General features: G+C 43.4%; 24 protein-coding genes and 1 tRNA gene. 8 read left to right on the plus strand and 17 right to left on the minus strand.

The features are described 5' to 3' along the window. Positions 1-347 precede the first annotated feature (347 nt). The 4 genes from IP485_RS11120 to IP485_RS11135 all read left to right on the plus strand — a co-directional run bounded on the left by IP485_RS11120 (position 348) and on the right by IP485_RS11135 (position 3,633). A complete protein-coding gene (locus IP485_RS11120; RefSeq protein ID WP_198327266.1) occupies positions 348-803 on the plus strand; it encodes a hypothetical protein in 456 nt (151 codons plus the stop codon). A gap of 549 nt (positions 804-1,352) precedes the next feature. Further along, positions 1,353-2,309, plus strand: a complete 957-nt coding sequence (locus tag IP485_RS11125; RefSeq protein WP_198327267.1) for a hypothetical protein — start codon at positions 1,353-1,355, stop codon at positions 2,307-2,309. Positions 2,310-2,410: 101 nt separating this feature from the next. Further along, complete coding sequence (locus tag IP485_RS11130; protein WP_198327268.1) at positions 2,411-2,590, plus strand: hypothetical protein; 180 nt, start codon at positions 2,411-2,413, stop codon at positions 2,588-2,590. 101 nt (positions 2,591-2,691) lie between these two features. Continuing rightward, positions 2,692-3,633 carry a DUF1853 family protein gene (locus IP485_RS11135; RefSeq protein WP_198327269.1) on the plus strand — a complete coding sequence of 314 codons (942 nt, stop codon included), beginning with the start codon at positions 2,692-2,694 and terminating at the stop codon, positions 3,631-3,633. Between the two features lie 102 nt (positions 3,634-3,735). On the opposite strand, the gene IP485_RS11140 is transcribed toward IP485_RS11135, so the two are convergent. The 7 genes from IP485_RS11140 to IP485_RS11170 all read right to left on the minus strand — a co-directional run bounded on the left by IP485_RS11140 (position 3,736) and on the right by IP485_RS11170 (position 12,003). Beyond that, positions 3,736-4,266, minus strand: a complete 531-nt coding sequence (locus IP485_RS11140; RefSeq protein ID WP_198327270.1) for a DUF2726 domain-containing protein — start codon at positions 4,264-4,266, stop codon at positions 3,736-3,738. A 311-nt stretch (positions 4,267-4,577) separates the two neighbouring features. Beyond that, the gene (locus tag IP485_RS11145) at positions 4,578-5,801 is read right to left on the minus strand and encodes an SPOR and LysM peptidoglycan-binding domain-containing protein (RefSeq protein WP_198327271.1); all 1,224 of its coding nucleotides are present in this window, start codon (positions 5,799-5,801) and stop codon (positions 4,578-4,580) included. Between the two features lie 262 nt (positions 5,802-6,063). After that, positions 6,064-7,422 carry a bifunctional tetrahydrofolate synthase/dihydrofolate synthase gene (gene folC / locus IP485_RS11150; protein WP_198327272.1) on the minus strand — a complete coding sequence of 453 codons (1,359 nt, stop codon included), beginning with the start codon at positions 7,420-7,422 and terminating at the stop codon, positions 6,064-6,066. 200 nt (positions 7,423-7,622) lie between these two features. Then, positions 7,623-8,567, minus strand: coding sequence for an acetyl-CoA carboxylase, carboxyltransferase subunit beta (gene accD, locus IP485_RS11155; protein WP_198327315.1), 945 nt, complete (start codon positions 8,565-8,567; stop codon positions 7,623-7,625). A gap of 348 nt (positions 8,568-8,915) precedes the next feature. Then, entirely contained in the window at positions 8,916-9,740 is an 825-nt protein-coding gene (gene trpA, locus IP485_RS11160) for a tryptophan synthase subunit alpha (RefSeq protein WP_198327273.1), read from the minus strand. 126 nt (positions 9,741-9,866) lie between these two features. Continuing rightward, positions 9,867-11,141: a tryptophan synthase subunit beta gene (gene trpB, locus IP485_RS11165; RefSeq protein WP_194365144.1), complete on the minus strand. Its 1,275-nt coding sequence runs from the start codon at positions 11,139-11,141 to the stop codon at positions 9,867-9,869. 160 nt (positions 11,142-11,301) lie between these two features. Next, positions 11,302-12,003 carry a phosphoribosylanthranilate isomerase gene (locus tag IP485_RS11170; protein ID WP_320159135.1) on the minus strand — a complete coding sequence of 234 codons (702 nt, stop codon included), beginning with the start codon at positions 12,001-12,003 and terminating at the stop codon, positions 11,302-11,304. Between the two features lie 171 nt (positions 12,004-12,174). Between IP485_RS11170 and IP485_RS11175 the strand changes: the two genes are divergently transcribed. Then, entirely contained in the window at positions 12,175-13,797 is a 1,623-nt protein-coding gene (locus IP485_RS11175; RefSeq protein WP_198327275.1) for a cryptochrome/photolyase family protein, read from the plus strand. 22 nt (positions 13,798-13,819) lie between these two features. Here IP485_RS11175 and IP485_RS11180 read toward each other — a convergent pair whose 3' ends face one another. Continuing rightward, positions 13,820-14,551: a DUF4230 domain-containing protein gene (locus IP485_RS11180; protein WP_227686525.1), complete on the minus strand. Its 732-nt coding sequence runs from the start codon at positions 14,549-14,551 to the stop codon at positions 13,820-13,822. 577 nt (positions 14,552-15,128) lie between these two features. Between IP485_RS11180 and IP485_RS11185 the strand changes: the two genes are divergently transcribed. Next, entirely contained in the window at positions 15,129-16,847 is a 1,719-nt protein-coding gene (locus IP485_RS11185) for a proline--tRNA ligase (protein ID WP_198327276.1), read from the plus strand. A gap of 79 nt (positions 16,848-16,926) precedes the next feature. On the opposite strand, the gene IP485_RS11190 is transcribed toward IP485_RS11185, so the two are convergent. From IP485_RS11190 to IP485_RS11210, 5 genes are all read right to left on the minus strand, one after another. After that, positions 16,927-17,328: a lysozyme inhibitor LprI family protein gene (locus IP485_RS11190; RefSeq protein ID WP_198327277.1), complete on the minus strand. Its 402-nt coding sequence runs from the start codon at positions 17,326-17,328 to the stop codon at positions 16,927-16,929. 76 nt (positions 17,329-17,404) lie between these two features. After that, positions 17,405-18,277: an NADPH-dependent 7-cyano-7-deazaguanine reductase QueF gene (gene queF, locus IP485_RS11195; protein ID WP_198327278.1), complete on the minus strand. Its 873-nt coding sequence runs from the start codon at positions 18,275-18,277 to the stop codon at positions 17,405-17,407. Positions 18,278-18,529: 252 nt separating this feature from the next. Continuing rightward, positions 18,530-19,303, minus strand: coding sequence for an ABC transporter permease (locus IP485_RS11200; protein ID WP_198327317.1), 774 nt, complete (start codon positions 19,301-19,303; stop codon positions 18,530-18,532). Between the two features lie 29 nt (positions 19,304-19,332). Then, on the minus strand, positions 19,333-20,295 hold the full coding sequence (locus IP485_RS11205; protein WP_198327279.1) for an ABC transporter ATP-binding protein: 963 nt from the start codon (positions 20,293-20,295) through the stop codon (positions 19,333-19,335). A 232-nt stretch (positions 20,296-20,527) separates the two neighbouring features. Continuing rightward, complete coding sequence (locus tag IP485_RS11210; protein ID WP_198327280.1) at positions 20,528-21,187, minus strand: c-type cytochrome; 660 nt, start codon at positions 21,185-21,187, stop codon at positions 20,528-20,530. Positions 21,188-21,589: 402 nt separating this feature from the next. On the opposite strand from IP485_RS11210, the gene IP485_RS11215 reads away from it, so the two are divergent. Next, positions 21,590-21,666 (plus strand) — tRNA-Arg (locus IP485_RS11215). A 137-nt stretch (positions 21,667-21,803) separates the two neighbouring features. On the opposite strand, the gene IP485_RS11220 is transcribed toward IP485_RS11215, so the two are convergent. After that, positions 21,804-22,184 carry a hypothetical protein gene (locus IP485_RS11220; protein ID WP_198327281.1) on the minus strand — a complete coding sequence of 127 codons (381 nt, stop codon included), beginning with the start codon at positions 22,182-22,184 and terminating at the stop codon, positions 21,804-21,806. 35 nt (positions 22,185-22,219) lie between these two features. Between IP485_RS11220 and IP485_RS11225 the strand changes: the two genes are divergently transcribed. After that, on the plus strand, positions 22,220-23,020 hold the full coding sequence (locus tag IP485_RS11225) for an NAD-dependent deacylase (protein ID WP_198327282.1): 801 nt from the start codon (positions 22,220-22,222) through the stop codon (positions 23,018-23,020). A 164-nt stretch (positions 23,021-23,184) separates the two neighbouring features. Here the strand turns inward: IP485_RS11225 and IP485_RS11230 are convergent, their stop codons facing one another. The 3 genes from IP485_RS11230 to IP485_RS11240 form a co-directional block, all read right to left on the minus strand. Beyond that, positions 23,185-24,183 carry an adenosine deaminase gene (locus IP485_RS11230; protein WP_198327283.1) on the minus strand — a complete coding sequence of 333 codons (999 nt, stop codon included), beginning with the start codon at positions 24,181-24,183 and terminating at the stop codon, positions 23,185-23,187. 247 nt (positions 24,184-24,430) lie between these two features. Next, positions 24,431-24,955, minus strand: a complete 525-nt coding sequence (locus IP485_RS11235) for a TPM domain-containing protein (protein ID WP_198327284.1) — start codon at positions 24,953-24,955, stop codon at positions 24,431-24,433. 100 nt (positions 24,956-25,055) lie between these two features. After that, positions 25,056-26,246 carry a TPM domain-containing protein gene (locus IP485_RS11240; RefSeq protein WP_198327285.1) on the minus strand — a complete coding sequence of 397 codons (1,191 nt, stop codon included), beginning with the start codon at positions 26,244-26,246 and terminating at the stop codon, positions 25,056-25,058. Positions 26,247-26,328: the final 82 nt, after the last annotated feature.

Raw genomic sequence — 26,328 nt, forward strand, 5'->3', positions numbered from 1 at the left:
ATAGTAGAGTATATAAAGGCTAGTATGCAAACTTAATGTTGGCTCTATTAAATGTATGATAATTTATTAACTACTATAGATGTGGAAGCAATAATCAACTTCATGAGCTGCGTGCTCGATCATATAGTACAGAGACAGCTCAAAATGCATAGGTAAAAAAATAGATGAAATCAAGAAAAGCAGTAATTAGAGCACCTTTTCTAGTTCTTACTGTAAAAGTGGATGACTTCTAATATTTATTAACAGCTCAATATTGAGCTAGTAATGATACAATCAAAATATTTCTGATGGAAGATTAGCACATGCGACTACAGGCGACCTTGAGCAAGATATGTGTTGGGATTAGTATGTTGGTAAGCTTATCTGTTCCAGCACTAGCAGTGTCACCGACAAATGATAATTTATTATGTGCAGCATATATGGATGTTATTTTAGAGGATATGACCCCATTAGGACTTATTCCTAGGGATAAAGCTAAATTTATGTTTACGGACAGATTTGTTAAAATGTCATCACTGTCTTTAGCTGAAGGCGAATCAGTAAGTGATGTAGTTAGTGAGTTTGTCAGAGTTAGAAATAAGATTAGAAAAGATCAGTCTGCAGCGTCTGGCATGAACTCTATGCATCTTTATACACCTAATCAGGTTGAGGCTTACTCAATCAAACTTGCTGAAAATGCTACTGTCCATTGCTCTAAAGCCAACAAAAACCTTGAAAGTCTAATGAAGACTTATACTACACAAGACTTTGTGAATGAGGTTAAGTTAGTGTCTGATGAAATGAAGAAACAGGGCGAATCATAAAGGCTTACTAACGAGCGAGCTCTTGAACTTATAATGATTTTAAATCCATATGAGCGACTGGCTGATTAAAATACTTACATAACAAACCTATTCCTTTGATAAGGCTACTATCAAAACAGGTGTACTGTCATCACTTTAAAAAACCAAATTAGCAAGAGTACCCAAATAATTTTATAATCAGATCTTCATACGTTTTTATACTTCAAAAAAGCGTTGAAACAGAAGTGACTTTTGCAAATTGCGGTATATTTTGCGGTATATTTTCACTGCATGTAACTTTAAACCTTATATATAATGGTCTATAGGCTAAACTTTACCTCCTGCCGTTCCGACCAAACATAGTAGTAAAGAGAAAAGCCAATCATTGTTTTCAATGGTTGGCTTTTTTTTGTGCTAAATTTGACTGGTGATTATTGATAGTTGATAGAGCAAAAAATAATAAAAATCTTGCAAGGCATGATGAATAACCGCAAACCAGCTGTTCCTACACCTTTAGGCTGGCACTGCCTTGTACCTACTTTGATTTAAGGGTGTGTAAGGGTGTGAATTATGATTAAGTATCTATCTATTGATGAGGCTATCTCAATTACTGAACATAATATCAAAGGCTCAATGTTTGAAACTTTAGGTGCAAAACAGTTTTTAGATAGATTTATAAACAAAGGACAGTTAAAGCCTGTCTATTATTTTGATGGTTTTGCAATTTTGCGACATTCAGCGCCATTGGATTTTGAACACGAATTGATAAGAAATATATGGCTTATTGAGGGTTATTTTAAAGATGACCACTCTTTGTTTATAGAGAATGCAAAAATATTTAGACAATCAAGAGCAATTAGAGACTCGGCTTTCAAAGGTTTGAGTAATAGTATTTTTAAGCTAAATCAAAATACTGGTTACATTCATGAAATTGTGGCAAGTCGTTATGTTGGTGATGATGAAACACATGAAATTGTAGAAAAGACTAATCTAGAAAACGGTTGGAGCTATGAAAAAAGTCATGCCATACTTTTTAATAAAAAACCATCATATGAAAGAACTTACGCTTATGAGAAAATTGAAGAAACTATCCTCATAGATAGAGATAATGTTTTTTTTGATATTCAGGACATTAATAATATTTTGAAGCAGTTGCCTGTTGGTAAAGGGCAGCATATAAATACACCAATAATAAGCACCACACCATATCAAGAAAATGATCAAGATAATCAGCGCATAGCAGATCTTCAAAGACAAATAGCCGGATTTGAAAGCCAAGTAGCACAAGCTAAAACCGAATTAGAAAATACATCAGTTGATGACGAACCAACCCATCATAAAACTATTAATTCTATGGCAACATTAGTAGCTACTTTGCTTAAACTTGCAAGTTATGACAAACAAGACTTAGAGAACCCTCACGGTAATATCAATAAAGAAATCATAGCTAAAGCCGAAGGTTTAGGTTTGACTTTAGGCAAAGACTTTATTGCAAAATGGTTAAAGAAGGCTGATGAAGTTCTATAGAACTCTGCCATTTTCTATATAGAACTATCGAACTACCCTATTTCATAGAATACTTCCATACCAGCCGTAGCAATCAAGCTACGGCAAATATGGAGCTAAATATGACCCTACAAGATCATACCCCACCTCATTTAGAGCAGCAGCCACCGCATAACACGCCCAGCAACTTATCAAAACGGCTACTGCTAATACTTAAAATGGTACTCAGTATTCTATTACCTTACTTGCTATCACCACCTGATATCAGCATTCATATTCATCACATTAATATCATGTTCTAAAATAAAAAACTGCGCACTACCCTAGCGGATACTCGTGTCCTATAGACTTTTATACAGCGAGCCGTTAGGGTAAACGCTACACCTTTACACTGGTTTATCCTATGTCAGAGCCTATCGCTCAGCCCACCTCTACTCGCCTTATAGATGATGCCCCTTGGGAGCGTTACCGTCGACCCTACGTGCGTGATTTGGCTTATGCGCTGGCTTGTCCTAACGTATTAACTCAGTGGATAGACTTTGCACCGCATGAAAATACACATGCTATTTCAGTACATAACGCTAGCTTTTGGCAGGCGCAATTTGAGGCGTATGAGCAGCGGTTAACAGAGCTGGATACCACGACAGACTATCAAGCGCTGACTCGTTATTTACTCAAGCGCCCAAGTCCCAATCGATTGGGGTTTCACTTTGAAGGGTTACTGTCATTTTGGTTAGAGGATGGGTTTGCGCACAAGTTGCATCCGTATGAGACACTTGCGAATAATGTGCAGCTCTATAATGGTAAGCAGACCGTTGGAGAGCTTGATTTGATTTTGTATAATCATGATGAGCATCTGGTCGAGCATTGGGAGCTGGCCATTAAGTTTTTTATGGGGTCAGCACCGTTTGAGCCTGTGAACTGGGTGGGGATTAATGCCAATGACAATCTACAGCGCAAGATGACACACATGCAGACCAAGCAATTTCGGACAGTGTGGGTAGACACCCAAGATAAAGGTCAGGTTAAAATTGATAAACGTTATGGCATCATAAAAGGGCGGTTTTTTCTGCCAATAGATACCAATAACTTTAGTTACCCTGCTTGGCTAACACCCAGCTTTCCGCTACATGAATGGTGCGATAAGAGAGACGAGGCAGGTCTTGCAACCATCGATGTGACGACGTTGCGAGCCGCGCATTATATTGAATGGTTCACCAAGCGCGGCTTTTATGATGTGTGTCAAACGCAAACGGTTTGGTCAGATAGTGAGTCGCCTGCGACAGGATTATATTTTGTGGATGATAGACCTATCGTTATTTGTCCCAGGCAGCCAAACCAATAGCTGTATTCAGCTCAAACAATCGAATGATTCATCGCTGGTTGCCCTGATCCGTTAAGCAAGGTCCGTAGCTAAAAACGATTTAGCAATACTTACCTCACTTGATTAATACCTCTCAATGACATGCATCAACTCATCTCTGAGCATCTCAGCACTCGGCATGCGCTCAGCGTGGAAACGCACCATCGCAATACCTGCACTGGCAAGCGCCTTATCCTTTTTATCATCCGCTTTTTGGCGCGCTTTGCTACTATGCGTCCAGTCATCCAGCTCGATAGCCACTAGCGTGGTCTGAGCATCGACATCTACGATCACATAATCAACGCTCTGGCGACAGATACGATTAAACCAAAAGTTACGCTCTGAGGTCTCACTGCTGTTGGCCTCGATGATTCGTGACAGCTGAACTTGTACAAATATATGATACTCAGGCAGTGCTTTTTTTAACTTATCAAAAAATATGACTTCAGTATTGGTCATGATGGGCATGGGCGCAAATGGCCAAATAGCCAACTCATCACCGCGTACCGGTTTTGGATCAGGCTCGGCGGCTGGCGGCTTTGCTAACAGCTTGGGTAATATTATCACCCCTAAAAACCCAACGGCCAATATTAAAAATATAACACCAAATGACATGGTTTTACCTTATACGATATGAGGGTGATTGGCCGAATGTTATAACTTCTATCAGTATCATGACTTCTATCAGTGCGATAACTTGTATAAGTGCGATAACTTCGTTTAGTCATTAACTGGCCGATCACAACAGGTCAGCCTCTACAGGCCGACAGGTTATAAAAATAGATAATAAAAATCGTGCTTATCCTAACCAAGTGCGCGCCAATCAGCAAACCTAAAAACAAAAAACACGACATTAATTGTCGTGTTTTCATAAAAGATATCAATGCGCGTTCTAGTTTTATAAAACGCTCACTCAAGCTACTGTATTAACGCCAGTATAGTACCCACGCACTGGTCGTATTTACTTTCGGGTCGCTATTGATCTTGTCTTTTAGGGCCAATGCGGCTACTTTCCCGCGTTCAGGCCCAACCACTACACGGACACCACGGCTGGTTGCACTGGTTTTCACCTGATAGCCTGCCGATTTGAATTTCTTTGCCAATTCGTCAGCTTTGGCTTGATTGTCAGCTAGCGCAACTTGTACCCCAAAGCTACCTTTGGCATCCGTCTCTTTAACTTCCTTACGTGCGGCACTGAGCTTTTGCTGGGCATCACGCTTGGCATCGGCAGATTTCTTTGCGAGGGCTTCTTCTTGTTGGCGCTTCTTCTCACGCGCTTGCTCGGCAGCGACTGCTTCACGCTCTAGGCGCTGTACTTGAGCACGTGACGGAATCGTTATACTTTGCCCCAATTGTAATGATGCTGACGGAGAGATATCATTGGCTTGTGCCAGCACTTCGACAGGTACATTATATTGTCTTGCTAACTTAATGAGCCCATCACCTCTTTTTACTTCATAGTCAGAAGGTGATTTTGGTGGCTCGTTTTTAGCCTTAGCCGCTTCGGCAGCTTCTCGCTTTTGTTCTACCAGTGCTTGTGCTTCAGCCTGCTTTTTGGCCTCTGCTTGCCTCTTTACTTTGGCTTGCTCGTTTGCTTCAGCGGCTTTTTTACTATCCGCTAACTTTTTAGCAGCGGCTTCTGCTTTAAGCGTAGCTTGTCGCTTTGCTTCTTGTTGCGCTTGAGCCGCTTTTTGCTTTTCAGCATCACTAGACTTCTTGGCATCGACAGCCGACACATTATCAGTACGAGGCTGAACGGTTAGGCCTTTGTTGATATCTTTTGCCGTATCTGTGCTGTCTTCTACGTCAGGTGTGCGACTTGCCACATATTGTTGGCTCTCGGCACGGGCTTTTGCCAACGCTTCCGCTTCTGCTACCTCTTGCTCTGTCAAAAACTCTTTTGCCCGTTTTTCTTGTTCTGCCACACGCGCGGCACGCTCTTTCTGTTTTTGGGCAAGGATGCGCTTTTCTGTTTCGATATCAGTCGTCAACGGCTGTGACGCTGCTTGCTCTACATCTGGCTTATCTACCATCACTGATTCAGGCTGCGGTGTATCACTCTCACCAATCTGTTGCACCATGGCATATAGCATGACGCTACCGCCTATAATCATCCCAATGCCCAATAAGGCTTGTCTCGAAAAGTTCATCCGTTTACGTCTCTTAGTTGGTAATAAGGTTGACCCGGCAGCGCCGAAAATCTCTCAAAACAACACGATAAATTGCTTTATTCAGACTCTCTTAACGCCAATTACGGTTATCAAGGGTTAGATATGTGCTGACTTTTTATGCGCCCAATTTCTAGACTCAATCTTATAAATCATTTTGATTATAAAGCATATTTTTCTTGCTGTCTGCTATCAGGCGACGACTAAGGTTAACACTAAACACGCCTTACTTTAACTCATATGATCAGAGCCCTAGCGCAGCTAATGCCTCACCAATGGTGTGAAACGAACCGCACACAACGATTAGGTCTTGCGATTGGCTCGCCTCTATTACCGCATTCGTTGCCGATTTTAGGCCATCAAATGCATGTATAGCATCATTATCAATATAATTGACCAAAATGCTCTCTAGTTGCTGGGTACTTGCCGCACGTGGATAATCAATCTCCGCGATGAACCACTCGCTAATGGGCAACCCTGCCGCTGTCAAACGCTGTACCACCTTATCGATGTCTTTATCACCAAGCATAGAGAACAGCATTTGAATCTTTGGCGGGGTGACAGTCGCTGAGCTATTTTGATTAAGCTGACTGTCTACATGCTGCTGCCAAAAAGGTAATAGCTGCGCTAGTAAGAACTCGACGCCTTGCTCATTGTGCGCCACATCAAATAACCAATGACGACTTTGACTCTCACGATAGTCAAAACGCCCTGCCAGCTTGACCCTGTTTAGTGCTTGCTCGATGGCATGGATATCGACATCTAATGGACTGGCGAGTACTGCTGATAGTGCATTGGCGGTATTGGTCAGTGATAGCGCTGGACGTGGTAATTGCAAAGTCACCGCTGCATTACTATATTGCCAAGTATCTGAGCTGATATCACGATAGCTAAAGTCGCGCCCTATCTGATAGCAAGTCGCTTGCTGAGTATCAATGGCTTGCTTCACGCTGGCTGGCATCTCGCTTGACCCATAGACTACAGAAATCCCATCGCGTAATATACCTGCTTTTTCGCGGCCGATGTCTTCAACATTATCACCTAGCCAGTCGACATGATCGATACCAATATTGGTAATCACTGCCATGTCAGGATCAATGATATTGACCACATCTAGGCGTCCGCCTAATCCCACTTCTAATACCCATACATCGCAGTCTGCTTCAGCAAATATCAACAAGGCTGCGAGCGTTGTCATCTCAAAGAATGACAAGGTCAAATCACACTGTAAGCGGGCAGCTTCTACTTTGGCAAATGCATCAATCAGCGTCTCATCACTGACCATCTCACCATTCACACGTACGCGCTCATTGAAGGCACTGAGATGTGGCGATTGGTACAATGCCGTCTTATATCCTGCAGCTTTACACATTTCGGCGATGACAGCGGTTGTAGAGCCTTTGCCATTAGTGCCTGCTACGGTAAATACATAAGCGTCATCTTTGGCTGATTGCACCACTCCTAACGCCTCTGCAACTGGCAACACACGTGACAATCCCATATCTATCGCAGACACATGAATCTGCTGCATATAGTCTAGCCACTCAGTCAGACTAGATTCGTTATTAGGGCTACTAGGGTTGGGTGCTAAAAGGTCAGACATGAATAAAACCTATATAAAATTTAATAAGAGATAAAAATATATGTGTTAGCTAAAACCAAAAATAGCATTTACCGTGCAATGACGATAAATGCTATTAGAAGGTCTTGCATATGCAGTAGATGTTAGCACGCGGCTAAGCCGTTATGCACTCAATAAATGACTCGATATACTGAGTAACTTACCTTATCGAGCATCCCACTTTACTGAGCATCTACATTTGGTACGCGGCATAGTTTTGCAAGTAAACGATAGATCGTATCAATTAGCTGATGACGATGCACCACTTCATCTACTACGCCGTGTTCTAACAAGAACTCAGCTCGCTGGAATGGCTCTTCTAATGTCTCGCGTACAGTCTGCTCAATCACTCGCTTACCAGCAAAGCCAATCATGGCTTTTGGTTCTGCTAAATGAATATCACCTAGCATCGCGAGTGACGCGGTAACACCACCGTACACAGGATTGGTCAATACCACAATGTAAGGAATACCAGCGATTCTTAAGCGCTCAATCGCGGCAGCTGTCCTTGCCATTTGCATCAATGACAACAGACCTTCTTGCATACGCGCACCGCCAGAAGCAGCAAAGCATACTAAAGGTATCTTTTGTTCTAGCGCTTTTTCGGCTGCTTGCACAAAACGGTCACCAACGACTGACCCCATTGATCCACCCATAAAGCGGAAATCAAAGGCACAAGCAACGATATCAAGATTACGCAGTTTGCCATACATAGCAACCAACGCCTCAGACTCGCCTGTTTTTTCTTGTGCTTCACTCATACGTGCAGGATATGGCTTACTGTCCACAAATCCAAGTGGGTCTTTTGCCGTGAACTCTTGCCCTGTCTCGCCTTCGACTTGATCCAGCAACCAATTCAAACGCTCACGAGCGCTCATCGGTAGATGGTGATCACAGTGTGGGCATACATAACAGTTAAAGATAAGCGCGGTGTTGGTAATCATCGAATGACAGTTGCTACACTTGGTCGACGGCTCGGTCTCTACCGCTGTCAGTTGTGCAGTTAATTGCTGCTTGATACCTGGTATCGGACGATTGAACCATGACTGTCCCGCATTGCTGTTTGGCGCGGTGGTAGCAGTCGTGTTATCGGGTGTTGTTATTGTATCAGTCATATTATTTGCCATCATAAAAGGCTTACTGACAAGTTGGCTCATTCGCTTGTCATTGAAAGTGTCATAGTGGTCTGCGCTAAGCGTTACATCCAGTCATAACATGAGCCATCATACAGCGCGATTACGTGTTCAACTTTTCACTTACGCACCGATAGGTTGACTGTGTGCTTATCAATAGCCGCTCGTGACAAATAACGGCTATTAGACCCTATATAATAGTCGTATTAGTTTACACTCGTAAACTAAATTTAGCAAAGTCATTTGATATTGTCTTCGGTCGACACTGATAGCCATATAAGCTTGTAAACCAAAGATGACCACATTTGGTCATCTTGCTATCTATATACTAAAGTTCCACTGCTATGCACTTAAGCTGTCTAAAGCACTGCGCAGCTCATCCATTTTTTCCATAATTTTTTGCTGAGCATTTGCAACAGCAGCCGCGTCATTGGCATCGATATCGGCAAAGTTCTGCACCAATGCACTGCCTACAATGACGCCATCTGCATGAGTACCAATTGCCTTGGCTGATGCGCCATCACGGATACCAAAACCGACGCATACTGGCAAATCTGTTTCTGCTTTGATCGCTTTAACTTGAGTCGCTACAGCATCAGTATCTAGCGTCGCTGAACCTGTCACGCCCTTTAATGAGACATAATAGATATAACCACCACAATGGGTCAATACTTGCTCACGGCGCTCAGGCAAGGTGGTCGGTGATAGCAAGAAAATCTCATTCATCGAATGGTCTGTCAAATGCTGAGTAAAGCTACCCGCCTCTGCTGGTGGCAAATCTACCATCAATAAACCATCAACGCCTGACTGCTCACATAGCGCCACAAAATTGTCATAGCCAATGATTTCAACAGGATTTAGATAGCCCATCAAGATGATTGGCGTCTGAGTGTCTGTTTGACGGAACTCTGCCACCATTTTTAGCGCATCACGGGTACTCGTACCGGCGGCCAACGCACGCTCACCAGCCAAAGCGACCACAGGGCCATCAGCCATTGGGTCAGAGAATGGCAGACCGACTTCGATCATATCTGCACCATGTTTAACTAGGTCATGTAGCAAGCCGACTGTCGTGGTCGGATTAGGATCGCCTGCCATCACATAAGGAATCAGGGCTTTTTTATTTTGTGCTTTTAAGGTTTCAAAAGTGCTTTCAATTCTGGTCATAATGGTCTCTTAATTATTATAAACTGGCTTGTTTGACCTTTCATTTAATAATCTATATTGAACAATAAAAGGTCAAACAATTTTTCCTATAAAGAAGAATCTAGTAACTTATAAAGATACTCGTTACTACATCTCAATCCCTTCTGCTTTCATCACTGAATGCAAATCTTTGTCACCGCGACCTGACATATTAACGATAATCGTCTGATCAGGTGTCATGGTTTTAGCCAGTTTCAATGCATAAGCGACGGCATGAGCAGTCTCAAGCGCAGGGATGATGCCTTCTTTGCGCGTGGCCTCATGGAAGCCTTCTAGCGCCTCTTTATCCGTACAGCCGACATACTCAACGCGCTTCATGTCTTTTAAGAAGCTGTGCTCAGGGCCAACACCAGGATAATCAAGACCAGCTGAGATAGAATGTGTCTCTTGAATCTGACCATCATCATCTGCCATTAGGTAAGTACGGTTACCGTGCAGTACCCCGATCCGACCAGCTGCTAGTGGCGCTGAATGGCGACCTGTTTCGATACCATCGCCTGTTGCCTCGACACCGTACATTTTAACGTCAGTATCGTTTAGGAAATCAAAGAACAAACCAATAGCATTCGAGCCGCCACCGACACAAGCAACCAAAGCATCTGGCATTTTTCCTGTTTTTTCTAAATGCTGAATACGTGCCTCTTTACCGATAATCGCTTGGAAATCACGAACCAATAGCGGATAAGGGTGCGGGCCTGCAACCGTACCAATAATATAATACGTGCTATCGACATTGGTGACCCAGTCGCGCATCGCTTCATTCATTGCGTCTTTGAGCGTGCGTGAGCCAGAGGTCACTGGCACTACTGTTGCGCCAAGCAGACGCATACGATAGACGTTCATCTTTTGGCGCTCGACATCGTCAGCACCCATATAGACGATACATTCTAATCCTAAACGAGCGGCAATCGTTGCCGTCGCCACGCCATGCTGTCCTGCACCAGTCTCAGCGATGATGCGTTTTTTGCCACACATTTTGGCAAGCAGTGCTTGTCCGATGGTGTTGTTTACTTTGTGCGCGCCAGTATGGTTTAAGTCTTCACGCTTAAAGTAAATTTGCGCACCGCCAATCTCATCGCTCAAACGCTTAGCATGATAAAGCGGCGTTGGACGACCAACATAATTGACCAAATCGTTGTGATACTCTTCCCAAAACGCAGGATCGGCTTTGACTTTGGTATAAAGCGCTTCTAGCTCTTCTAGAGCAGCCATTAGCGTCTCAGAGACAAAACGACCCCCATGTACACCAAAGTGACCGCGTGCATCAGGATACTGGTTGAAGTCCTGTACATTTTCAGGGTTGGTAAAAGTATTAACAGATTGTGCAGTGGCAGATAAATCTTTGTTCTCGACATGACTCATGATAATTCCTACTGTAATAAGTGGTATTTTTTAGATAACTTTAGATAAATAGAGAGAAAATAATAAAAGGGATAACAACGTAATAAGATTTAAGCAGAAAAATCGGAATAACGATCAACTAAGCAGATTATGTATGGCAAATAGCTTGATACAAACCCACTTAGATAGCGCCAGTGACCGTAGCGTTTTGCCATCGGTCGCGCTTGACCGCTTTCATAAAGGCACGCATTTTGGCAGCGTCTTTTTTACCTTTGTCAACCTCAATACCACCGCTCACATCGACGCCATAGATAGGCAAATCTAATGTAGCAGCAACATTATCGGCATGCAGTCCACCAGCCAATATGATCGGCAGTGTGCTGTCATGTGGAATGAGACTCCAGTTAAAACGCTGCCCTGTACCGCCGTATGCATCTTGATGATAAGCATCCAGCAAAATACTACTGGCACCTGCAGTCGCAAATTGAGCAATCTGAGCGCGGACACTATCGAGGGTGTCTTGCTCTGTATTGATACGCAATGCTTTGATCCAGCGTTTATTAACCATACCTGCCAGCTGTTGGCACTGTTCAGGCGTCTCATCACCATGGAACTGGATAATATCAAAAGAGACATTGTTTGCTAATTTAATCAGCTCATCTTCAGACATATTGACCACCAACGCCACCACGCTGACAAAAGCAGGCACAGTAGCGCTCAGGGTTTGCGCCTGCTCTATCGTGACTGCACGTGGACTGGGTGGATAAAACACCAAACCCACTGCATCTGCACCTAGCTGTGCCGCAGTCTGTATATCACTAAGCTGAGTAAACCCGCAAAACTTAACGTGCATTTTGTGACCTTGCGTTTCATGGTACTGAATATGACACCGATTATAGCGGCATCAGATAGGTTCAAGCTAAAGATAAATCGTTAGATGTGATGAGGTTTTGTTAACCAAACGGCAAAGCCATTGCATCCAAAAACTTATCCTAGCATACTTTTATCCTTAGTTTTGTTTATGATTGCGATTGATTAATATAGGGATACTTTGATGTCTAAGACTGCACAGACAGCCGCTAATAATACTGATACTGACGACAATGCTACTAGCAAAAATCCACCGCATTACTTGATGTGGTTTCGCCGTGACCTACGTATCCATGACAATACCACTTTAGCAGCGCTTTGCGAACGTGCAAAAGAAGACAACGCCTCAGTGTCTGCCGTATTCTTTTTGACGCCTGAGCAGTGGCAAGCGCATGATACGTCCCTTGTACAAGTCGATCATATTACCCGCACGTTACCTATCTTAGCAAAGACATTGCAAGAAAAACTAAACATCACCTTGATCGTTCAAGTTTGTCCAAGCTTCTCAGACTGTATCGATGCTCTAACCACCTTGTGTCAGGATAACCATATCAGCTGCGTTATGGCCAATCATGAGTATGAAGGTAATGAGATTGATCGTGATGAGCAATTAAGCAAACAACTGGCAAAAGACGATATCGAGTTTGTCCGCTGGCATGACCAGTGCATTTTGCCGCCGCAAAGCATCACGACCAATGATGGCGATAGCATGTATAAGGTCTTCACCCCGTTTTATAAAAAGTGGCGACATACGTTAGACGTCAGCACCATTCAAATGCATGAAGCACCCGCAGTGGATAGCGATTATAAAATCAAACTACAATCATCGCAAACGTTTGCTAATACAATTGACGATATCAAAGCACTAAGTGAGAAAATGCTGAATGATTACCAGCAGACATTAGAAAATAACGAGTCTTTGCCACATATCGATATGACAGCTCAGCTTAACCAAGCAAGAGATGCCTATCCTGCAGGTGAGTCTGCCGCTTGCCAGCGCCTAGAGGCATTCGTCGATGATGATATCAATGATTATGATGTGAGCCGTGATGTCCCCCATCTGTATGCAACCAGTCAGCTATCAGCTTACCTCACTATAGGTTCTATCAGCCCTAGACTTTGCTATCTACAGGCAAATGCAACACAAGAGAAACTACATGGCAATGATGGCGACAACGAAGACATCAATCGCTGGATAAGCGAGCTTGCATGGCGAGACTTTTATCGGCACGTGCTGGTCGAAAAGCCAAACCTGATTCGTCATAAAGCGTATAAAGAAGAGACTGATACCAAGATTAATTGGTCGTATAACACTGATGATTTTGAAGCATGGTGTACAGGCATGACAGGTGTGCCGCTCGTAGATGCGGCGATGCGTTGTCTAAATGCGACGGGGTTTATGCACAATCGCTTGCGTATGGTCACAGCGATGTTTTTGACCAAAGACTTATTGATTGATTGGCGCTTGGGTGAGCGCTACTTTATGCAGCAGCTGATAGATGGCGATTTTGCGTCCAATAACGGCGGCTGGCAATGGAGCGCCTCAACAGGTACTGACTCAGCGCCCTACTTCCGTATTATGAACCCCTTTAGTCAAGCCAATACACATGATTCTAAAGCTTTGTTTATTAAAACTTGGCTACCAGAATTAAAAGACATTCCTACTACTATTTTACATAGCGAGGATAAAATGCGTAAAGAACTGGCAAAGGGTGGTAAGTTTAACGATGTTGATTACCCTGCGCCGATGGTTGAACATAAACTGGCTCGTCAATTGACTATTGCTGAATTTAAAAAAGAAGCTTAAGTTTAAGAAAATAACTAGCAAACTAGCCATTCGCAGTGGCGGGCAGTTGACACGCGCCTGCGCCTTGGGTGGTGACAGTCACCACTGCCCCTGTCAATGCAAATAGCTGCTGCAATTGGGTTTGGGCGTTTTGCAGTGCCATGGTCATGACATCACCGCGACAAGCGCGCTCTAGCACTTCTTTTTTGGCCATGCTCTGGGCTTGGTCAAATATCTTGGGGTCAACTTGCATCATGCCAAATGCCCCTGTCTGCCAATCATAAATCTCGATATCGTCTAGATATACTGAGAATATCTCTGAGGGTGGCAAGGTAATATTGATTTGCGGCATAGCTGTGCTGCTCATTTCTCCTTGTTTACCTTCTGTTGCCTCATCAGGTTGAACCGCTGGCACCACTTGTACCATCTCTGGCGTCAATGCACTCAGATCGACCCCTGCCTCTACGCGACCATGCGCGATGAATAGCCCTTTTTGCTCATCTTGCCACAGCTTTTGCCAACTGCCATTGCGCTCACTGGTGATAACGGTATCAACACTGAATGAGACCGTTTCTAAACGATTCAAATTTTGGATTTGTGTGACCACACCTTCGCGAGTAATGGTTTCTATCGGCGCTTCTTTGGTACTGTTTTGAATGCTATAAACTGCAAATACAATGGCAGCTAGGCCGATAAGCAAAACCACCCACGACATCTTGGCGATTGGGGTTTTGGTAGGCTGGCAATTTTTATTATTCATATCAGGACTATTCATAGAAGCTACCTTTATATTGTATCGTTTTTTATGAGCCATTATAAAATTAGAATCAGCAAAACCAAAATCAACGTCTAAAGTTTAGATATGACTGCCGTGCTATAACTTCAAGTAATCGCTACCAATCTTCTACATAATGACGTATTAAGCTGCCTCTGAAATATAGCGATTTTTTGTTATAAATTTATACAAACTTCTCCGTTATTTGAGCCTTATTTTCGCCGTTACGTAACGTTCGGTCTGAAAAAACAAAAAGTCATTGCGTCTTAGGCCAACTTTACCTAACATAGTCAGATTGTATGCATAAAATGTCAGTGTAAATGCGTTTACCAGACTTTTGATCTGAATACTTTGCATTTCGACATGATGATATCTCAATTCAAATCTACCCCTCTTTCATAAGGGTGGTTTTTGCTAATATGCTTTTTATATGAGCATGTTCGTCACTAGGAAATACCCTAGATTCTTGCTAAGTAATAAAGGTAAGTTTGCCGCGGCAGTGAAACGATTGACCGTACGCTCAACATCCTACTATTTCTTCTTATTTTTTTATCGTTGATAAGGTTCCGCTTTATTTATGAAAGCCAGTCAATTTTTATTTGCCACACTAAAAGAAACCCCAAGTGACGCCGATATCGCCTCAAGCCAATTGATGGTGCGCGCGGGTCTTATCCGTAAAATCGCTTCTGGATTGTATATTTGGTTGCCCATGGGTTTACGCGTCTTACAAAAGGTCGAACGTATTGTTCGCGAAGAGATGCAAAACATTGGCGCACAAGAAGTACTCATGCCCATGACCCAGCCTGCTGAGCTTTGGCAAACGACCGGGCGCTTCGACGATTACGGCCCTGAATTATTAAGATTCAAAGACCGTCATGATCGCGATTTTGTACTAGGTCCTACGCACGAAGAAGTGATTACCAACCTAGCACAAGGTGAGCTGCGCAGTTATAAACAGCTACCGATTACTTTCTTCCAAATTCAAAATAAATTCCGTGATGAGATTCGTCCACGCTTTGGTGTGATGCGCGCGCGTGAATTTACGATGAAAGATGCTTATTCATTCCACGTTGACCAATCGTCTTTGGCCAAAACTTACGATGATATGTATGAGGCGTATACGCGCATCTTTACCCGTTTGGGTCTAGATTTCCGTGCAGTGCAAGCTGACACGGGTTCAATTGGTGGCTTTGCATCACATGAGTTTCATGTATTGGCAGACAGCGGCGAAGATGACATTGCGTTCTCAGATGCCTCTGACTATGCTGCCAACGTTGAACTTGCCGAATCGGTGAGCACAGCAGAGCGTCAAGCGCCGAGTGTGGCACGTGAAGATGTGCTAACAGAGAATATGACCACTTGTAAAATGGTGGCTGAACATTTGGACATACCTCTCACGAACACGGTCAAAACCTTGATTGTGCATGGCCATACCGAAGACGATCAACCACAGCTGATTGCTATTGTATTGCGCGGCGATCATCAGCTAAACACCATCAAAGCTGAAAAAATCGAAGAGGCCAACGTGCCACTGACATTAGCTTCTGATGAAGAATTAAAAGCTGCCGGTTTGCACAAGGGCTATATCGGCGTCGATTTAGACATGCCAGTTTTTGTTGATCGCTCGGCTGCCACGTTGTCAGATTTTGTGGCTGGTGCCAATACAGTCAACCATCACACCATTGGCATGAACTGGGTACGAGATGCCAGCATCACACGTATTGTTGATGTGCGCAACGTGCAAGAAGGCGATCCTTCTCCTGATGGCAAAGGCTTGCTAAGAATCAAGCGTGGTATCGAAGTGGGTCATATCTTCCAGCTGGGTGATAAATACTCACAAGCGCTCAACTGCCGAGTTTCAGGTGAAGATGGCAAACCTGTGACCTTAATGATGGGTTGCTATGGTATTGGTGTGAGCCGTATCATTGCCGCGGCTATCGAACAAAACAATGATGAAAATGGCATCATGTGGCCACAAACGCCGCATACCGCAGACTCAATTTCGCCTTTTGAAGTCGCCATCATACCGATGAAGTCAAAAGAAGATACCGTCATGCAAACGGCCATGGCATTGTACGAAGAGCTCAAAGCTCAAGGTGTCAATGTACTGCTAGATGATCGTAACGAGCGTCCAGGCGTTAAGTTTGCTGATCTAGAATTGATTGGTATTCCACATCGTATCGTGGTTTCAGACCGTAACTTGGCTGAAGATAAGTATGAATACGTCAATCGCCGCGATACCGAAAAGCAGTTATTAAGCCGTGAAGAAGTCATGGCAAAAGTAAGCGGTAAATAGTTTTGTAAATAAAGACTATATAACAAAAAGCGCCTATCTCATATGATGAGATAGGCGCTTTTTCATTGGCTAGAACAAACTATTGAATGTTGTATTTTTTAACAAGTACTTTACTACGTTTCTGACTCTCAATAGCTGTACAAACATTTGCTCCAATCTGAGCATACACGATAGAGTTGTTCATTGGGCCTTCGTATTCAAAGGCACACTTGTCATTTCGAGCTTTTAACCATGCACGTTGTTCTTTATCCAATTGCGCTTTTTGCGTATTGTTTAAAGGGCGATAAATATTGCTATAAATTTTATTAAGTCGGTTTTTTTCGACTATAACTGCATTGTTACCACAATCATAGGCCACTTCCATATAGGCATCTTCACAAACGTATTCATTTTCTATAAATGCCGCCTGCGCTGATAACATCGTAGAAATCGATAGCACAGCTACGCCTACTATCGTTACAACGTGCGTTCTCAATTTCATACTGGTATCCTTACCTCAGATGAATAAAGTTGATTGATTGTAGGGTGTCCCCGTGACTCATAACATCGATATTTACTTACTGACGAATTAAACGGCTCGGCTGTGGCAGTAAGTTTATATCACTCACACGGCAAGGGTTGATATCGATACCGCCGCGGCGCGTATACCAAGCCCGCACTATCAAGGCACTTGGCTCATAGTGCTGGCTCAAATCGGAGAATATCTGCTCAACACATTGCTCATGAAAGCCATTATGCTGACGAAAACTCAGTACATAGCGTAGCATTGCAGCATGATTAATAGGCGCTTGGCTGGTGATAGTAACTGAGAGTGTGCCCCAATCAGGCTGATTGGTGACCGGACAATTACTGCGTAATAAATTAGAATAAAAGGTCACTGGCGCACTGCTACCAACCTCTGCTGTGACATGACAGGTATCTGTTTCATTATCATTCAATAGAGAGGCATCAGGGTGAGCCACTAGTGCAACTTTGTTTGCGCTGTCTGTTAAAGCATTGTCGATACATACACCCTCAGGCTGGGTAATCAGCAACCTTGATTGGCTGTCTTCTAATCCAAATAGCTCGACTGTTACCTCTGCTTGTACGCAAGCAGAGAGATCTTTTGCAACCAATTGTTGTACGGTATCCCAGCTGGCAAATTCTGTAAAATTAAAGCTGTTTAAATACAGTTTCAATGATTTAGACTCTACAATATAAGGCGCGCTTGCTGGAATACTAAAACGTGCCATCACCACCTGTGATATCCCTTGCAGACTAAGCCAAGATACCTCAAACGCGTGCCACCAGTCGACACCTACGGCCAGCTTGTCATCTTGCCAACCTATAGCATCGCGACCAATGCTACGGGCAATAGGATATAACGTTTGCGGGCTATACTCAGTCGGATAATCTGTGGTTTGCTCGCCTAAAATACCGTGTATGCTCATAAATTGCCTTCTAAACTATAGAATATATTCAAATCAGAAAGGGGTTATTTTACAGCAATAACACGCTGGTCGATAATGAATTTGGTTTAAGCAAGCATCAGCATTTAACTGCCAATCCGCTTATCAAAGACATTGCTTTCATAGCCTGTCTAGACTGGCTCGCCGCATCAACCCCTAAAGAGGTGCCATAAAAAAGCCCAACAGTGTCAGGCTTTGATAGTAAAACGGTTTGTTTGTTTATAACAATTTTGGTTACAAGCGCACGCGTGAGCCGTTGCTGAGTAAGCGATAGGCGATAGTATAGAATATTGCACAGAAAACAAAAATAGCTGCCATCGAGTACCAAACATTGACATCAGAGTAGCCAAGGATACCGTAACGGAATGAGTTGACCATATACACAATAGGGTTCAGTAAAGAGATATTTTGCCAAAATGGTGACAAGTTTTCCATCGAATAAAACACACCACCAAGATAGGTAAGCGGCGTCAATACAAAGCTTGGAATAATAGAGATATCATCAAATGAGCGGGCAAATACCGCATTGATAAAGCCGCCAAGCGAAAACAGAATAGAGGTACCCAGTACCGTAAATATGGTCACAAATAAATGCTCAATACCGAGGTCAGTAAAGAATAGCGCAACGATTGAAACGATAACCCCAATGGCCAGACCACGGAAGATACCGCCGCTGATATATCCCATCAGAATCGCGTGCTTAGATACGGGCGAGACCAGTAGCTCTTCTATACTGGAGGTGAACTTAGCACTGAAGAAGCTCGACACCACGTTGGAGTAGCTGTTGGTAATGATCGACATCATGATCAGACCAGGTACGATAAACTGCATGTATGGCACCCCGCCCATCTCACCCACACGCGAGCCGATCATCTTACCAAAAATGACAAAATACAAGCTCATCGTGATGACTGGTGGCAGTAGTGTCTGTGGCCAAATCCGTATTATCCGGCGCACTTCTTTTAATAAGATGGTGCGAAAAGCAATCCACTTTTTGCTCCATGACATGGTTTTATTAGGATCTATCATGTCCTGACTCATAATCCCGCCTCCTTCATACTGTCTGCACTTTGAATATTTTTATCTACTAAGCGCATAAACAATTCTTCTAATCGATTGGCTTTATTACGCATACTGCCTACAGTAATACCCTGCTTCGATAATTGGGTAAAGACGTTATTCATTGACTCACCTTCTGTCAAGGTTACCTCAATTGTCTGATCATCAGGTTGCGCGACCCCTGTTACCCCATCCAAAACCAATTGATGAGTAAGCGGTGTTTCCAAATCAAAGACAAACGTTTCAACAGATAATTGTGCGAGCAAATCTTTCATTTCTGTATTGATACGAATCTCACCATGATCCAAGATAGCGATACGCTTACACAGTTGCTCAGCTTCTTCGAGATAATGCGTCGTCAGAATAATAGTGGTGTTTTCTTCAATATTAATCTGCTGCATAAACTCCCACATAGAGCGGCGCAGCTCAATATCTACACCTGCTGTGGGTTCATCCAAAATCAGTAATTTTGGTTTATGAATCAGCGCACGGGCAATCATTAAACGGCGCTTCATACCACCAGATAGCTCACGTGATTTACTATCGCGCTTATCCCATAGTCCAAGTGCTGTTAATAACCGTTTTGCCCGAGGTTTGGCTTCTTTGGCCGAAATACCGAAATAACCCGCTTGGGTAATCAAGATATCTTCGACCTTTTCAAACATATTAAAATTGAACTCTTGCGGTACGATACCGAGGTACTGTTTCGCGACAGAAGGGTTTTCCAACAAGTCAGTGCCGAAAATATGCACGCTGCCTGTGGTCGGTTTAAACAGCGAACTGATGATACCAATCATGGTTGATTTACCAGCACCATTGGGACCCAATAATGCAAAGAATCCACCTTGTGGCACAGTTAAATCGACTCCTTTTAGAGCCGAAAACCCATTATCATAAGTTTTGGATAAGTTTTTTATCGTAAGTGCTGGTACTTCTGACATGAAGACCTCTTTGTTTGTTATAAATGTATATAAAAATACTTTGAGATGAAGAATAGCTAGAATAGATGTCGTAAAGTCATAAAATGAGGCTGCTGCTGACGAATTTCAACTGCAATGCAGCTGAAGTCTCATATTGATAATATTTATGATAAAAAAAGCGCCTATCCCATTGAATGAGATAGGCGCTTTATAGATATCTATCGTAAAAGCTTGGCAAAACACTGGGGACAGATTAGCTTGCTGCTTCAACCATATAATCTACAGCATTTTGAACTTCTTCGTCAGGAATATCCGCACCACCTTTTGCAGGCATTGCATTGAAACCATTGATAGCATGGGTATATAGCGTATCTGTACCTTTTGCTATGCGTGGTCCCCAAGCGCCGGCATCAGCAAACACAGGCGATCCTAGCAAGCCCGCTGCATGACAAGTATGACATACGGCATTGTATACCGCTTTACCATCGCGAGGTCCATCGCCAGGTGCTGGGCCAGCAACACGTGCCGTCACATCACACACTTCATCATCTTCGAAGCAGACGGTAGCAACAGGATGAATACGCGCAATCAAATTAGGATACAAAGCGATCAGCTTTTGTACTTGCGGCGTATCTTGTGGGATTGGCACTTCTTCAGCGGCAGGTGCAGCAGCAGCGGTTGCTTCTCCATCCTTTGCTACGGCGGCGTCATCAGCAGGCGCTTCGCCATCAGTCGTATCTGCGGCAGCTTGGGTCTCGTCACCTAGCATTTGAGGTGCGGCCTCTGCAGCTTCTTGGCCTTCTGCCACGTCTGATACAGTTACAGGAGTCTCTACAACATCTTCAGCTTGGCTCACCGCGATACTAGCGATTCCTAGAATGGCAGCTGCCGATAACATAACTACTTTTCTCATTCGTCACGTTCTCTTATTACGTATACAAAGGCCTGCACAGCTCAGACATTCTGTCTATCCTCCTTTGATAACCTTTGGTCATCAATAGCAAACAGCCATCCCGCGTGCCAGCACACTTGTAATCGGTGATTATAAATATGAATTCTCCATGACATTATAAGGGAAAAGACAGGTAAATTGCCATGCCTGTTTAATGACTATCTTGTTTTTTCTTAAAAAACATCAATCGCTACCGTCATTTATTGGCTTTATGGTTTTTATTTGTTAGACTAAGCGGTCTTTATTTTTCGACACTTAGTAATACAGCTGATTATTCATACCATTCATTGATATGTCTTGTTGGTTAGCGCAGCATTCATCCATTAAGTGCCCTTGAATAGAGTCGTTGGTTCAGCATATTATGCGCTCGTAGCTCAGTTGGATAGAGTATCGGTCTCCGAAGCCGAGGGTCGTGGGTTCGATTCCCGCCGAGCGCACCAATTATCATGCCTACAACCTTGCTCCACCCTTCCTTAGTACCACACTAAACTGCCCATACTTATCAAAGCCTACACTTCAAGATGTTTGCGGCTTTTCTGTGCTCGTATACTTACGAACCACTCACCTATCGCAAAAATTACTCTGCATCTTGCAGGTTAGCAGTTAACTGAGCGCGGTTGGGTACACGGTGGTAGTTAATCACAGGGATATCTCCCAAACGTCGTTGGCCAACCTCTATCTTTTTATCAATAGTAATCATCGCAATTTTTTTGTCTTGCTTGCTGAGTAATAAATGATTCGCCTTACGGTTTACTCGATAATCAGGGAAGTACTGCTTCAATAATGCTGAGGTTTTTTGCAGACTGTCATTAATAGATTTATTCGCTTTTGTACTCGTTTTTTGGCTATGTTTGTGGCTATGTTTTTCGCCCGCTTTGGCACCGCGCGCCTTTGCTAATAACCATAAGACTGCGATAATAGTAAACAGTATGACAAGCCACCAAATTCCATCTATCATAAGAAAAAACATCCATCATTAGCAAGGGTTCGCTTATGTTAGCAGAATTATCACCAGCGTTAATAGCAGAAGTAGAACTTGCCACCAAGTTATTGAAATCGAAACAGCGTATTTGCATTTTGACAGGGGCTGGTATTTCTGCAGAAAGCGGTATCCCAACGTTTCGAGACAAACAAACAGGGTTGTGGGAGAACTATGGCGTAGAAGATTTGGCCACGCCAGATGCGTTCATCCGCGATCCGAAGCTAGTATGGTCATGGTATCAATGGCGTCGGCAAGTGGTCGCTGACAAAAAGCCAAACCCTGCGCATGATGCATTGGCACAGTGGCAGTATCATTCCCAGTCTTCAAATCAGCAGGTGACACTCATCACCCAAAATGTCGATGACTTGCACGAGCAAGCCGGTAGTACCGTTACCCATTTACATGGCAATCTGTGGTGCAATCGTTGTAGTCAATGCGAGATGCCGTACCCAAATCAAGCAAGAAACTCGTATAGCGGCGAAAACTCTTTTAGCTTTGATGAAACGATAATAACTTGTGAACATTGCGATGGATATATCAGACCAGACATCGTGTGGTTTGGTGAAGCGTTGCCTGTAGATGAGTGGCAAATAGCTGAAAATGCTGCGACTAACTGCGAGGTATTTATAAGTATTGGTACATCAAGTCTCGTCTACCCTGCTGCTGGCCTATCTCAGCTAGCCAAACAAAATGGTGCCAAAGTTATCGAGATAAACCCAGACCCGACACCAAATACACTCGTTGATATAACGTTAGCAGAAAAAGCAGGCTTCATTCTGCCATTATTAATACAAGAGATTACTGCTCTATAGCCACAATGGTATGACTGATATTGATATCTAATATGGAATAGAGCTAAATGCTATATCGTATAATGACTCCATTAAATGAAAGTGTTCTAATAGCACAATAAAAAAGGCTTAACGATTTATATAAACCGTTAAGCCTTGGATGCTAAGGCCTAATCATATTGAATTTACTGTAGTGCCAAATCAACTTTCGCTAGATACTCCGCTTTTAACTCATCATCTATAAAAGAAGACCTAAACGAATTCTTTACTAAAGTAACGATATCGTTTTCTGTTAACGGTAAGTTTTCACAGATATTTATAAAGTTCTGATTGATATAGCCTTTGAAATACGCAGGATCATCCGAGTTGACACTGATGTTCAGACCGTAGTCCAAAAGCTCTTTGATATTATGCTCTTTGTAAGTATCAAAGACTCTTAGCTCGATATTTGAGTTCGGGCAAACGGTCAGTGGCATCTGCTCATCTTTGAGCCTTTGCATCAGCTCTGGGCTCTTTATAGACTGTACACCATGATCGATTCTATTGATATTCAACAAGTCTAATGCTTCGTAGATATACGAGAAATCAGCTTCTTCGCCTGCATGAGCGACTAGCTTAAAGCCTTGTTCTTTGGCTTTTTGGAAGACTTCTTTGAATTTCGATGGCGGATTGCCCAATTCTGATGAATCAAGACCAACGCCAATGATGTCGTCTTTGTACGCCAATGCTTGCTCTAAGGTTTCAAACGCCTGTTCTTGTGATAAATGACGCAAGAAACACATGATGATGCAAGAGGTAATACCATACTTTTCTTTGGCATCAGCGAGTGCTTCTTTGATACCCATGATGACAGCTTCGAAAGGCACGCCTCGGTCAGTATGTGTCTGTGGGTCAAAGAATATCTCTGTATGAATGACGTTGTCTTCTACACATTTGAGAATATATTCCCACGTCAAATCATAAAAGTCGCTTTTGGTGAGTAGGACATTTGCACCTGCATAATAAATGTCTAAAAACGTTTGTAGATTGGTGAAATTATACGCATTGCGTACGTCTTCTATGTCTTTGTAAGGAATTTCCACCTTGTTTTTTTTGGCCAATCTGAACATCAGCTCAGGTTCTAAAGAGCCTTCAATGTGCAAGTGTAGTTCAGCTTTTGGTAGTTTCTTTATTAAATCAATCATAGCATTCCAATAATAATTTTATCAAGACGAGCACTAGTAAATGTTACATAGCAGGATAATCAAACTATGCGTATATAAGGCGTTATCTGTCCCAGAGGCGTCATTTTAACACTAAAAGCATATTGCCTAAAATAAAACACGTTGACCGTATGAGTCGCTTCTATCATCTACCCTTAAATACACTGCCTTGAGGGAAGGGACTCTATCGATAGCGTTACTGACTAAAAATGGTTGTTCTAAATAATAGCTACTTTAAAAATACTACCGTATCAGACAACTCATTACCGGCTGGGTCATGCTCGAGATGGTAGTATTGACGCAATACCTGCCCAATTTCGTCTAGCAGTTCAGCCAAGCTTGCTTCTGTTTTTTTATTGGCAATACCTGATACTGCTTTTTCGCTCATGGCGCGCCAGACAGTTGGGCTCACGTGGTTACTGATACCGCGGTCAGCAACTATCTCTAGTTGATGCTCGCAGATATTGACATAAACCAAGACACCTGTGTTCTCTTCAGTGTCCCAGACTCGGTACTCACTAAACAAATCAACGGCGCGCTCGCGGCAATCCATATGATAAGCGTCTTGAATAGGCAGGTGGTTTTCTACAATCAAAAACACCTCGCCGCGATGTCCAAGCTCAGCACGGGTCACCTCGTCTGTTAGGCGAGCTCTAGCATCTGCTGTCAGCCACTTGCTATGCAATAAAGGCACGAATAAAACCTGACGCCACCAGCGAGCAAGACTGGCTTTTGGAGCATTGTTTTCTGACATTTAATTATTTCCTCACAGACATCATTTTTGCAGGTTGTTTGCGTTTGTTTTACTGCGGCTTCATTTGCTTGGTTTTTACTAACTGGCTTGTAACAGGCATTTACCACGAGCCACCAGCACCGCCGCCGCCGAAACCCCCACCGCCACCACCAAAGCCGCCGCCTCCGAAACCACCACCGCCAAAGCCGCCACCACTTCCGCCGCCCATACCGGGTAAGAAAATCATACCGCCGCGTCGTCTACCACCTTTACCGCCGCCACCTTTGCCACCGCCGCCGCCGCGCGAGATCAAAAACAGCCATATAAATATTGCCATAATCAACGTCATAAAGAACCCGCCGCCCAGTGCCAAAGAGCCTGCAAAAAACCCGCCTGCGGTAATAATAGAACCAAATACTCGGCCTAAGATGTTGGTAATAAAACTACCAAAAATCATCGCCATGATAAATAAGAAAATAGGGGATGGTAGTTCATCTGAGCCTTGTTGTGCCGTGCGCTCTGCAGCTTGCGCATCAGCACGCGCCAACACTTCAGGATCAGCAGTCAAGCGCGTTTTGAGTGCATCGACACCAGCGATTATCCCTGCGCCATAATTATTTTGCTTAAATAAAGGCGTGATATCTTCACGAATAATACGGTTGACCACTGCATCTGGTAACACACCTTCTAACCCATAACCGGTTAGAATATACATTTCGCGATCGTTGACAGCGACGACGACCAATAATCCGTCATCGATTGCTTTATCACCCAATTCCCATTTCTCAGCGACCTGCAACGCATAGTCAAAGATTGGTACGCCATTGGTGGTCGGGACGATAACAACGGCTGCTTGCGCTAGACCTTGCTGATAGATACTTCGGAGCTGTGTCTCTAGACGTAGCTTTTCTTGCGGATTTAAGATATTGGCCTGATCAATAACGGGCTCGTTGAGTATCAGCTTGTCGGCAGCGACACTCTCAGCACTGGATCTGATTGGTGGCTGAGCGGTCGTGTTCGAACCAGCAGTTGCTTCATCACTGACACCGCTTTGATTGATAGCATCGTTGCCTAGCACTGCCTCATTAATGGCCTCATTATTCAACACCGCATCATTGATCGCCTCATTGGATTCTCCTGCTTTGGCAATTGCCACCAAGTCTTCGACACTACGGTTTTGCAGATTCGAGGTATTGTCTGTCGCCACAGCAATATCATTACCATCTTCATTAGGCGCAGCATGCAGCACTGACGCGCCACTCACGCTCAGTGTGAACAGTAATGCTGATAAGATTGCTTTTGAATGATTCATCTACTCTCTACCACCTCAAATGACACGTTTACACATTAATAGACATTAACTAACCGTCATTACGTTATCAGCTAAATAAACA

Origin of the sequence: Psychrobacter sp. NG27 (assembly GCF_016106655.1) — a bacterium.
Classification (GTDB): domain Bacteria; phylum Pseudomonadota; class Gammaproteobacteria; order Pseudomonadales; family Moraxellaceae; genus Psychrobacter.

Coding starts and splice junctions, on each gene's coding strand:
- IP485_RS11120 (WP_198327266.1), top strand. CDS start 348: ATGTTGGTAAGCTTATCTGTTCCAGCACTAGCAGTGTCACCGACAAAT.
- IP485_RS11125 (WP_198327267.1), top strand. CDS start 1,353: ATGATTAAGTATCTATCTATTGATGAGGCTATCTCAATTACTGAACAT.
- IP485_RS11130 (WP_198327268.1), top strand. CDS start 2,411: ATGACCCTACAAGATCATACCCCACCTCATTTAGAGCAGCAGCCACCG.
- IP485_RS11135 (WP_198327269.1), top strand. CDS start 2,692: ATGTCAGAGCCTATCGCTCAGCCCACCTCTACTCGCCTTATAGATGAT.
- IP485_RS11140 (WP_198327270.1), bottom strand. CDS start 4,266: ATGTCATTTGGTGTTATATTTTTAATATTGGCCGTTGGGTTTTTAGGG.
- IP485_RS11145 (WP_198327271.1), bottom strand. CDS start 5,801: ATGAACTTTTCGAGACAAGCCTTATTGGGCATTGGGATGATTATAGGC.
- folC (WP_198327272.1), bottom strand. CDS start 7,422: ATGTCTGACCTTTTAGCACCCAACCCTAGTAGCCCTAATAACGAATCT.
- accD (WP_198327315.1), bottom strand. CDS start 8,567: ATGGCAAATAATATGACTGATACAATAACAACACCCGATAACACGACT.
- trpA (WP_198327273.1), bottom strand. CDS start 9,740: ATGACCAGAATTGAAAGCACTTTTGAAACCTTAAAAGCACAAAATAAA.
- trpB (WP_194365144.1), bottom strand. CDS start 11,141: ATGAGTCATGTCGAGAACAAAGATTTATCTGCCACTGCACAATCTGTT.
- IP485_RS11175 (WP_198327275.1), top strand. CDS start 12,175: ATGTCTAAGACTGCACAGACAGCCGCTAATAATACTGATACTGACGAC.
- IP485_RS11180 (WP_227686525.1), bottom strand. CDS start 14,551: ATGAATAGTCCTGATATGAATAATAAAAATTGCCAGCCTACCAAAACC.
- IP485_RS11185 (WP_198327276.1), top strand. CDS start 15,129: ATGAAAGCCAGTCAATTTTTATTTGCCACACTAAAAGAAACCCCAAGT.
- IP485_RS11190 (WP_198327277.1), bottom strand. CDS start 17,328: ATGAAATTGAGAACGCACGTTGTAACGATAGTAGGCGTAGCTGTGCTA.
- queF (WP_198327278.1), bottom strand. CDS start 18,277: ATGAGCATACACGGTATTTTAGGCGAGCAAACCACAGATTATCCGACT.
- IP485_RS11200 (WP_198327317.1), bottom strand. CDS start 19,303: ATGTCATGGAGCAAAAAGTGGATTGCTTTTCGCACCATCTTATTAAAA.
- IP485_RS11205 (WP_198327279.1), bottom strand. CDS start 20,295: ATGTCAGAAGTACCAGCACTTACGATAAAAAACTTATCCAAAACTTAT.
- IP485_RS11210 (WP_198327280.1), bottom strand. CDS start 21,187: ATGAGAAAAGTAGTTATGTTATCGGCAGCTGCCATTCTAGGAATCGCT.
- IP485_RS11220 (WP_198327281.1), bottom strand. CDS start 22,184: ATGATAGATGGAATTTGGTGGCTTGTCATACTGTTTACTATTATCGCA.
- IP485_RS11225 (WP_198327282.1), top strand. CDS start 22,220: ATGTTAGCAGAATTATCACCAGCGTTAATAGCAGAAGTAGAACTTGCC.
- IP485_RS11230 (WP_198327283.1), bottom strand. CDS start 24,183: ATGATTGATTTAATAAAGAAACTACCAAAAGCTGAACTACACTTGCAC.
- IP485_RS11235 (WP_198327284.1), bottom strand. CDS start 24,955: ATGTCAGAAAACAATGCTCCAAAAGCCAGTCTTGCTCGCTGGTGGCGT.
- IP485_RS11240 (WP_198327285.1), bottom strand. CDS start 26,246: ATGAATCATTCAAAAGCAATCTTATCAGCATTACTGTTCACACTGAGC.